This is a genomic window from Mycobacterium palustre (assembly GCF_002101785.1).
GTDB classification, from domain to species: Bacteria; Actinomycetota; Actinomycetes; order Mycobacteriales; family Mycobacteriaceae; genus Mycobacterium; species Mycobacterium palustre.
The window spans coordinates 1-8,367 of sequence record NZ_LQPJ01000027.1; the positions used below are offsets into that span (position 1 = coordinate 1).

At 69.2% G+C, this 8,367-nt stretch carries 8 protein-coding genes; 5 read left to right on the forward strand and 3 right to left on the reverse strand.

Annotation, left to right across the window (positions count from 1 at the left end):
• Positions 1 to 78 precede the first annotated feature (78 nt).
• Positions 79 to 249: a hypothetical protein gene (locus AWC19_RS29810; RefSeq protein ID WP_169718069.1), complete on the forward strand. Its 171-nt coding sequence runs from the start codon at positions 79 to 81 to the stop codon at positions 247 to 249.
• Positions 250 to 389: 140 nt separating this feature from the next.
• Here the strand turns inward: AWC19_RS29810 and AWC19_RS02870 are convergent, their stop codons facing one another.
• The gene (locus AWC19_RS02870; RefSeq protein WP_085076597.1) at positions 390 to 1,904 is read right to left on the reverse strand and encodes an FAD-dependent monooxygenase; all 1,515 of its coding nucleotides are present in this window, start codon (positions 1,902 to 1,904) and stop codon (positions 390 to 392) included.
• 340 nt (positions 1,905 to 2,244) lie between these two features.
• Here AWC19_RS02870 and AWC19_RS02875 point away from each other — a divergent pair, with 340 nt between their 5' ends.
• A complete protein-coding gene (locus AWC19_RS02875) occupies positions 2,245 to 3,243 on the forward strand; it encodes a GGDEF domain-containing protein (RefSeq protein ID WP_085076601.1) in 999 nt (332 codons plus the stop codon).
• Here the strand turns inward: AWC19_RS02875 and AWC19_RS02880 are convergent.
• Complete coding sequence (locus tag AWC19_RS02880) at positions 3,238 to 4,191, reverse strand: DMT family transporter (protein WP_211284827.1); 954 nt, start codon at positions 4,189 to 4,191, stop codon at positions 3,238 to 3,240. The two genes, AWC19_RS02875 and AWC19_RS02880, sit on opposite strands and share 6 nt — an antisense overlap.
• Positions 4,192 to 4,259: 68 nt before the next feature.
• The gene (locus AWC19_RS02885) at positions 4,260 to 5,885 is read right to left on the reverse strand and encodes a PecA family PE domain-processing aspartic protease (protein ID WP_085076598.1); all 1,626 of its coding nucleotides are present in this window, start codon (positions 5,883 to 5,885) and stop codon (positions 4,260 to 4,262) included.
• Positions 5,886 to 6,104: 219 nt separating this feature from the next.
• Between AWC19_RS02885 and AWC19_RS02890 the strand changes: the two genes are divergently transcribed.
• From AWC19_RS02890 to AWC19_RS02900, 3 genes are read left to right on the forward strand one after another with little or no spacing between them, the layout of a single operon-like run.
• On the forward strand, positions 6,105 to 6,875 hold the full coding sequence (locus AWC19_RS02890) for a class I SAM-dependent methyltransferase (protein WP_085076602.1): 771 nt from the start codon (positions 6,105 to 6,107) through the stop codon (positions 6,873 to 6,875).
• A gap of 59 nt (positions 6,876 to 6,934) precedes the next feature.
• Positions 6,935 to 7,597 carry a cutinase family protein gene (locus tag AWC19_RS02895; RefSeq protein WP_085076599.1) on the forward strand — a complete coding sequence of 221 codons (663 nt, stop codon included), beginning with the start codon at positions 6,935 to 6,937 and terminating at the stop codon, positions 7,595 to 7,597.
• Between the two features lie 41 nt (positions 7,598 to 7,638).
• Positions 7,639 to 8,289 (forward strand): DUF1345 domain-containing protein, encoded by a 651-nt coding sequence (locus AWC19_RS02900; RefSeq protein ID WP_085076600.1) that lies wholly within the window; start codon positions 7,639 to 7,641, stop codon positions 8,287 to 8,289.
• Positions 8,290 to 8,367: the final 78 nt, after the last annotated feature.

The window sequence follows — 8,367 nt, forward strand, 5'->3', positions numbered from 1 at the left end:
CCTGCCTCACCAGCACCGGCTGATCATCCCGCACTCCTGGCCCGAACCATCAACCGACAGTCCGAAAGGTAGGGCGATATGACTGGACCCGACCAAGACCAACCAGACCGCGCCCAGCAGCTGGAGAACATCGTCGACGAGCTCGGCGAGAAGGTTGCCGGCGAGCGCGAGGCCGAAGGCGTGCCCGGGAAACCCAGTGACCGGGAACGCGAGCCCACCGAGGGCACGACGGCCGAACCGCCCGACTAGCACCTGAGTTGGAACCCTTGACCGGCGGGTAAGCCCGACTTAATGCTGGCCGCGCTGACGCTGCGCGCCGCGTTCCGCGGTCACGACCTTCTGCCGCCGTTTTGTGCGACGGCGGTCGGGGTGCTGTTGATCGGACTGTTTCACGCCGGGCCGGGGGCATTCGGGCGGCGATGAACCTCGCCGCAGGCGCTTCCCGGCCCGAACCAGGCGCTGAGCGCGTCGGCGAGCCCGGCACGATCCCCGTCGTCCCCCACCCAGGCGACATGCCCGTCGGGCCGGATCAATACCGAGGCGGGGGCCGCGACCTCGCCGATCGCCGGAAGTACCCAATTTCCAACGCATTTCGCATCGACCGAGCGCACCCGACCGGCCCACGGCGCGATGTCGAAGCCGCCCGGCCCGTCAAGGTTGAGCAGCACCGGCCGGGCGTCGTGCAGCAACTCGAAGACCCGCCGCGGCCCGTCGTCGACGACCAGGTCGAGGTCGGGCATGCGGCGCCCGAGCAGCGGGTGCCCCTCACCGAGGTCGTAGTGGATGTCCAGGCCGGACATCATCGCCGCGAATCGCTTGCGCGGCTCGTCCATGCTCAGAAGGTCGGACACGGTGTCGCGCAACGCCTTGGTGCGGTCGTCCGGGCGAAGCAGCGCCAGCTGCGCCAGCGCGTTGCGCAGCACACGGGCGGCCACGGGGTGCCGTTCGTCGTGGTAGGTGTCGAGGAGGCTGTCGGGTGAGCCGTCGTTGACCACCTGGGCCAGCTTCCATCCCAGGTTCACCGCGTCCTGCAGGCCGGTGTTGAGGCCCTGCCCGCCGATCGGGTGGTGGATGTGTGCGGCGTCGCCGGCCAGCAGGACCCGCCCCGCGCGGTAGGCCGCGGCCTGCCGCGCCGCGTCGTTGAACCGGGAAATCCATGCGGGGCTGTGTATTCCGTAATCGGTGCCGTAGACGGCCACGAGTGCCTCGCTCAGCTCACCCAGGCCGGCCTCGCCGGTGGGCCCGACCCGCCGCTCGGTCACCATCACGCGCACCGTGCCGTCGTCGGTGGTGTCGAGCGCGTGGACGCCGAGGGCGTCGTGGCGGATGCCCCACCGCGGCGGTTGCGCGTCGGCGGCCATTTCGGCCTCGGCGAGCAGATAGCTCGTCGTCGCTTCCCACCCCGGAAAGTCGATGCCGGCGGCTTTGCGGATCCGGCTGCGTCCGCCGTCGCAGCCGACGACATACTGCGCCCGCAGCCGCTGGCCGTCAGCGAGCTCGAGGTCGACGCCGGCGGAATCCTGCGCGAAGCCCGCCACCTCGCGACCGCGATAGATCGGCACTCCCAGCTCGCCGACCCAGTCGGCCAGTATGCGCTCGATGTGGCTTTGCCACAGCGCCAGTCCATAGGGGTGCCGGGTCGGAAAGTCGCTGATGTCCAGCCGAACCTGGGAGAACCCGACGATCTGTGCCACCTGTCCCTGCGCAAGGAACCGGTCGGCGATCCCACGCTGGTCGAGCACCTCGATGGCGCGGGAATGCAGCCCGCCGGCGCGCGCGCCGATCAAATCCTGGCTTTCGCGGCGCTCCACGATCGCGACGTCGGCTCCGCCCAGCGCCAGCTCCCCCGCCAGCATCAGCCCCGTCGGGCCCCCTCCAACGACCATCACCGCATGCTCGGTCATCGGCACTGCGCAATCCCCCCGATTCGCTGAGTTCGTCGTGTTGGCCAGCGATTTTGCGCCCTGACCCCGGTCTTGCCGCAAGCCCCCCGGTGCGTAATATGGTGAAGTGGGACGACGCGGCGAGTCCCTGAATCCCTTTCCTTCGGGCGCCTCGATTTGACTTGGCGTTTCTTTCCGCGTGTAGCGGCGCGCTTTAGTACCGTCGGATAATCCGCAAACGCGCGCGCTCGCCAAAATTGCGACGTCTTTGTTGGCCGAGCGTCGGCACATGACCAGGAGAGTCGACCGGATGGGTCGTAGTTTCCGAGGCCCCCTCGGCCGTCGGGGCGGCCGATACCGGCTGCGGCTGCGCGCCGACGCCGGAAGCGGCTTTTACGGCAAGCATCAGGTTCGGCTGCTCCGGATCTATTTGGGCGCCACCACATTCCTCTACGCCTGGGGCGTGGTGTTCAGCACCTTCATTCGGATCCATCCCGGGCTGAAGCCGGGCAATCCGACCGGAGGCATCGTGGCCATCGTCCTCGGTGCGGCGGCGCTGGCCTGGCTGGCGCTGCGGCCCGACAAACCCGCTCCGGCGACGGCCGCGGCGATCGTCGCCACCCCCGTGGTGATGGCCTTCCACATCGCTATCATCGCCGAGTTCGTCTGCCTGATCGCGCCGATGTTCTTGGCGATGTACCTGCGAGGGTTCTACTCGCCGCGCCGCGGCGTGGCGCTGGTCGGCGCGCTCACCCTGGCGTCGGTCGTCGCGCTTGCGCTCGCGCCGATCCCCAAGTTGTACATCGACTACCTCATCTTCGTGATCGCGATTGTCGGCACCGCCGAGTCGTTCGGCCTGGTGACGCGAAGCCTCGTCGCCGCCGCGTGTACCGACCCGCTGACGGGGCTGTTGAACCGGGCCGGCTGGGAGATCGCCACCGCCGACCTGCTGGCGCGGTGCCGTTCGGCCGCGGTCACCATCACCGTCATCGCGCTGGACATCGACAACTTCAAGCGGATCAACGACACCGACGGGCATGTCGCCGGTGATCGGCACCTGATCAATCGCGCGGATTTCTGGCGAAAGGTGGCCCCTTCCAACACCGTTCTGGCCAGGCTCGGCGGAGACGAGTTCGCGGTGTTAATCGCCGAGCGCGCCGGCCGGACGCCGACCGCCGCGGAGCAATTCGTCGCGAGTGTGCGGCTGCACACCCCGGGAACCAGCATCGGCACCGCGAAGGCCAGCGGCGACAACGCCAACGTCGCCACCCTGTTCGCGGCGGCCGACGCCGACCTCTACATCGCCAAGCAGAAGCGATACCCCGACGCCCGAGACACCGATTTGCGCCGGGCGCTATGAGTCTCGCTGAGATCCCTGCGCCGCAACGGTTTTCGTAGGCTCGTCTACCTCGAAATTCGAATCCCACTGGCGCGGCGGAGGATTCGGGTCGGGCGCCTGATCGCGGGCCAGGGCGACGGTGGCGGCCACCATCGCCAGCGCCGCGACCCCCAGGACGAGCGCCGCCGGGCCGCGCACAGCGACATGCTCGCCGAGCACGATGGTCCCGAGCAGCACGGCCACGATCGGCTCGCCCACTAACATGATCGGCACCGAGGCCTGCAACGCCCCGGCATGAAAAGCCGACTGCTGCAACACCGTTAGCGTCACGGCCAACGCGACCAGCACATAGGGGGCCGGCACGGTCAGCAGCGCGTGCCAGCCCCCGACGGCGAAGCGGTGGGTGCAGATCTTGGTCAGCACGGCGATCATCCCCAGCAGCACCGCCACGGGGATGGCCAGCAACACGGCCCGCGTGCGGCCAAGGGCGCGCCCGGCCGCGACCACGCAGGCGACGACCACCGGCACGGTGACCGCCAGCGCCAGCGTCCACGCCGCTACCGGCGGCCGGTTGTCGCCCTCACGCGGCTGGCCGACCAGCACGAAAACCGCCAACGCGGCCGTCAACAAGGCGGCCCAGGCCCACTCGGCCCACCTGATGCGCTGGCGGCACACCCTGGCGCTCAACGGCAGCGCGAACAGCAGCGAGGACACCAGCAACGGCTGCACCAAAAGCAGGGATCCGTGCGCCAGCGCCAGGGCCTGAAACACGTAGCCGGCCACGGCGGCCAGAGTCCCGGCCCACCACAGCGGTTCGCGAAACAGGGTGGTCACCATGGTGCCTGACATGCCCTTGTCGGCCGGGACCCCGTGGGCGACCTGCTGCCGAACGACGATGCCTACCGCGGCCCAGAATGCGGCGAGCAACGCCGACACGATCGCCACCGCGTGCTGTGTCACCCACCCCATGGCCGTGCGGATACCCGATGTCTACGGGAGGCAAAACTGGGCATGGCTGCAGCAACGCCGGTGCGTGCCTAGTAGATGGCCTGCGTGTTGGCGCCGTAATTGATATAGACGGGGTGCAGCAAGAAGGGCGCCGCACCGGTATTCATCAAGGCGCCGCTTGAGACGGGTGTCGGGAAGTAGTCGGTGTTCAACTTGTACGAGTAGAGGGGCACATCGCCGGCATAGACGGCAATCAAGTCGCCGGGCTGGGCGCTTATGTTCGCGGGAAGGGTTCCATCCACTCCGCCGGAGTCGATGATCGAACCGACATTCGGGTAAGGCGTGGTTGTTCCATTGTGAATGACATCAACCGTCAAGCCGCCGTTCGGTATCGGCGCCCCGGTGAGGACGGCGATGGGGTTCCCAAGGTTCGCAAGGTCAATGCTTTGCGGGGTGCCGAATTGAATGTATGGGGGCTGGGAAGAACCGGTCTCGTTGATCAGGATGCCTTGGTTGAATGGCGCCGGCAGCGCCTGGGTCGGGATGCTCGGGCCCGGGCCGCCGGCGTTCGGGCCGACGCCCAGCACGCCGCTGACGCCGTCGGGCGCGAAGTACGACTGGAACGTCAAGCCGTTGTTCATCAACGACTGCAACGAGGTCGGCCAGGCGAAGAATTCGATATCCACGGGGGTGCTGTGGGTGACAAGCCCCCCACCGAAATTCACCGGCGCGTTGAAGGTGGCGTACAGATAGTCGATCCCGCCGCTGTACCCGCCGATGCCAAATCCGGTCGGCAATCCGAGCTGCAGCACCCCTAACAGCCCCCCGGCGTTTTGGAACGGGACCACCAGGCCCGTCGACCCCGTGTCGACCAGCAGCGCGACCGGAGCGCCGCTGCCGACCGTGGCGTTCACCACCGGCTCGGTGCCGCCAACGATCGACAGCGGCACCCTTCCGTCCGACGTACCGCCGAGCGCTAGCGTCGAGCCGCCGATCAGGGGCCGCCCGAACAGCACCTCGGTGGGAAAGTTGATGGCGCCCTCGAAGACTTGCTCGACCTGGTTGACGATGCCGTTGAGGCTCGGCACCGGTCCGACCAACCCGACAAGGGGGTTGGTGGTGGCCGCGGAACTCAGCGAGCTCAGCGCCGAGCCCACCGGGTTGGCGACGGCGGCGGAGGCTTCGGCCGGCAGCGCCTGCAGGGCGGCCGACCAGGACGGCAACTGCGTCGCGGCGGCCGACACGCCGCCGTGGTAGCCGATCATCGCGAACACGTCCTGCGCCCACATTTCCTCGTAGGCGGCTTCCGTGGCGGCGATCGCCGGGGCGTTCTGCCCGAACAGGTTCGAGAACACCAGCTGCACAAGCTGATTCCGGTTGGCGCTCACCAGGGCGGGATGCACCGCGGCGGCAAGGGCGGACTCGAACTCGATGGCCACCGCCTGGGCCTGCGCCGCGGCCGTCTGCGCCTGCGACGCCGCGGCGCTCAACACCCCCGCGTATCGCGCCGCGGTCGACGCCATCGCCGCCGACGCGGGTCCCTGCCAGGCGTCGGCGGCCAACCCGGAGGTGATCGACGAAAACGACTGCGCGGCCGAACCCAACTCGGCGGCCAGCCCGTCCCACGCCGCGGAGGCCGCCAGCATCGGCTCGGAGCCCGCGCCGGCGTGCAGCAACGACGAAATAATCTCTGGCGGCGACGTCAGAAAGCTCATCCCCCGGTGTCCTTCCCCTCTACCCCATCAACCACGCTCTATCACCGGGGACGGCATCTCACGCCACGGTTCTGACGATCGGGCGCGTCACAGGGCCGGCAAGCCAGACTCTAGGAAAACCTAGCCGAAAAATCTTGGAATTCACGTAACCGCCTTCGGACCAACAACGCCCGCTCACATAAACCCCGGCGGCACGCGCCGGCGGCTAGCGTGGCGGCCGTGACCGAACGCCAACAACGCGCGCTGTCTTTCGGATCGATCGCCGAGGACTACGACGGCCTGCGGCCGCAGCCCCCGCGGGAGGCGGTCGACTGGCTGGTGCCCTCCGCTTGCCGGGTCGCCGTCGACGTCGGCGCCGGAACCGGGCTGTTCACCCGCACGCTGGTGGGCAGGGCCGCCCGGGTCGTCGCCGTCGAGCCCGACCCGCGGATGCGCGAGGTGCTGACGGCGCGCTCCCCCGGGGTGCGCGTCGTTGCGGGCCGCGGCGAGTCGATTCCGTTGCCCGACGCGTCCGCCGAGGCGGTGTTCGTGTCGTCGGCCTGGCACTGGATGGATCACGAACGCGCCGTCCCGGAGATCGCTCGGGTGCTGCGCGACCGCGGCCGGTTCGGGGTGATCTGGACCAGCCGGGACCGCGAGGTCGATTGGGTGCGCAACCTCGTCCCGCCACCCGGCCCGGGCACGCCCGAGGCGCACCAAGCCGACCGGACCCGGCGGCGCCTGGACGTGGTTCTGCCGCAGCCGCCGATCTTCGACAACATCGCCCGCGAGGTGTTCCGATTCGTGCGGACGATGACGGTCTCCGACGTCGTCGCGATGCTGGGGACCTACAGCGCGGTCATCGTCTCGTCCCCCGACGACCGCGCCCGCAAGCTCGCCGCGGCGCGCGCCGCCCTGGAGCAGCGGTTCCCCGGCGCCGAGCTGATCGACGTCCCGATGCGTGCGTCGTGTTGGCGTGCCGATCGGATCGCCCGCACCGCCGGGCGCTAGCGGGACCGCACGCGGCACCGGCCGCAGCGCCGCCGCCGCCGGTATGTCAGGCTTTGGCAATGAGTGCACGCAGCCTTGCTCGCATCATCGGAATTTCGGTCCTGGCGGCATGGGCGCTCCTGTGCGCGCCGGTCCCCGCCCCCGCCGCGTCCGCCGACCCATGTACGGACGTCGCGGTGGTCTGGGCGCGCGGCACCCACCAGGAGCCCGGCCTCGCCGATGTCGGCCAGGCGTTCGTCGACTCGCTCACGTCGCAGGTCGGCGGGCGGTCCGTCAGCGCCTATGCGGTCAACTACCCGGCCAACGACGACTACCACAACAGCGCGACGGCCGGATCCAACGACGCGAGCGCGCACATCCAGGACGTCGCGGCGAGCTGCCCCAACACCAAGATGGTGCTCGGCGGGTACTCGCAGGGCTCGACCGTGATCGACCTCGCCAGTCAGACGCTGCCGGCCCCGGTCGCCGATCACGTCGCCGCCGTCGCCCTGTTCGGCGAGCCGACCAGCGGGTTCTCCAGCATGCTGTGGGGCGGCCAGCCGCTGCCGACCATCAGCCCGCTCCTGGCCGGCAAGACCATCAGCCTGTGCGCGCCCGACGACCCGATCTGCTCCTCCGGCGGCAACATCATGGCCCACGTCTCCTACATCCAGTCCGGGATGACCACCCAGGCCGCCACCTTCGCGGCCAACCACCTCGGCCGGGGCGGCCCCAACACCTAGAGCGGACGGCGGCGACGCGACGCGTCCACAGGTCTTCGATCGTGAAATCCCTGCTCGTGCTGTCCCGCGACACCGTCGCGGTCCGGATCTTCATTGCCGTGGTGCTCGGAGTCGTCGTCGCAATCGCGGTGGGCAACACGGCCGGGTGGCGCTTCGCGCTCGTCGGATGGGTCGTCACCGCCGGCGTGTACGTGGTGTGGACCCTGTCGATCATCGTCGGCATGGACGCCGACCAAACCGCCGAATACGTGACCCGCGAGGACCCCACCCGGTGGGTCGCCGACGCGGTCATCGTCTCGGCGAGCGTCGCCAGCCTGGGCGGTGTCGGCTACGTGGTGGCCGCCGCGTCGCGACCCGGCGCCGAGGCGCTGGAGGCCGCCCTGCTGGGCATCCTGTCGGTCGCGGCCTCCTGGTGCGCCGTGCACACGCTGTTCACCGTGCACTACGCGCGGCTCTACTACTCCGATGAGCCCGGCGGCATCAACTTCCACGACCCGGAGAAGCCGCGCTTCCGCGACTTCGCGTACGTGGCGTTCACGGTCGGCATGACGTTCCAGGTGTCCGACACCGAGATCGGGTTGAGCTCCATCAGGGGAACGGTGTTACGCCACGCGCTGCTGTCCTACCTGCTCGGCGCGGTGGTGCTGGCGGTCACCGTGAACCTGATCGCCGGACTCGGTTCCAAGGTCTAGCTGTACCCGGCCATAACGTTGGTTACAGGCGGCTGATGGGTGGTAGGCCGCTGAGTGCGCTGTGGCGGCGTTGAGTGT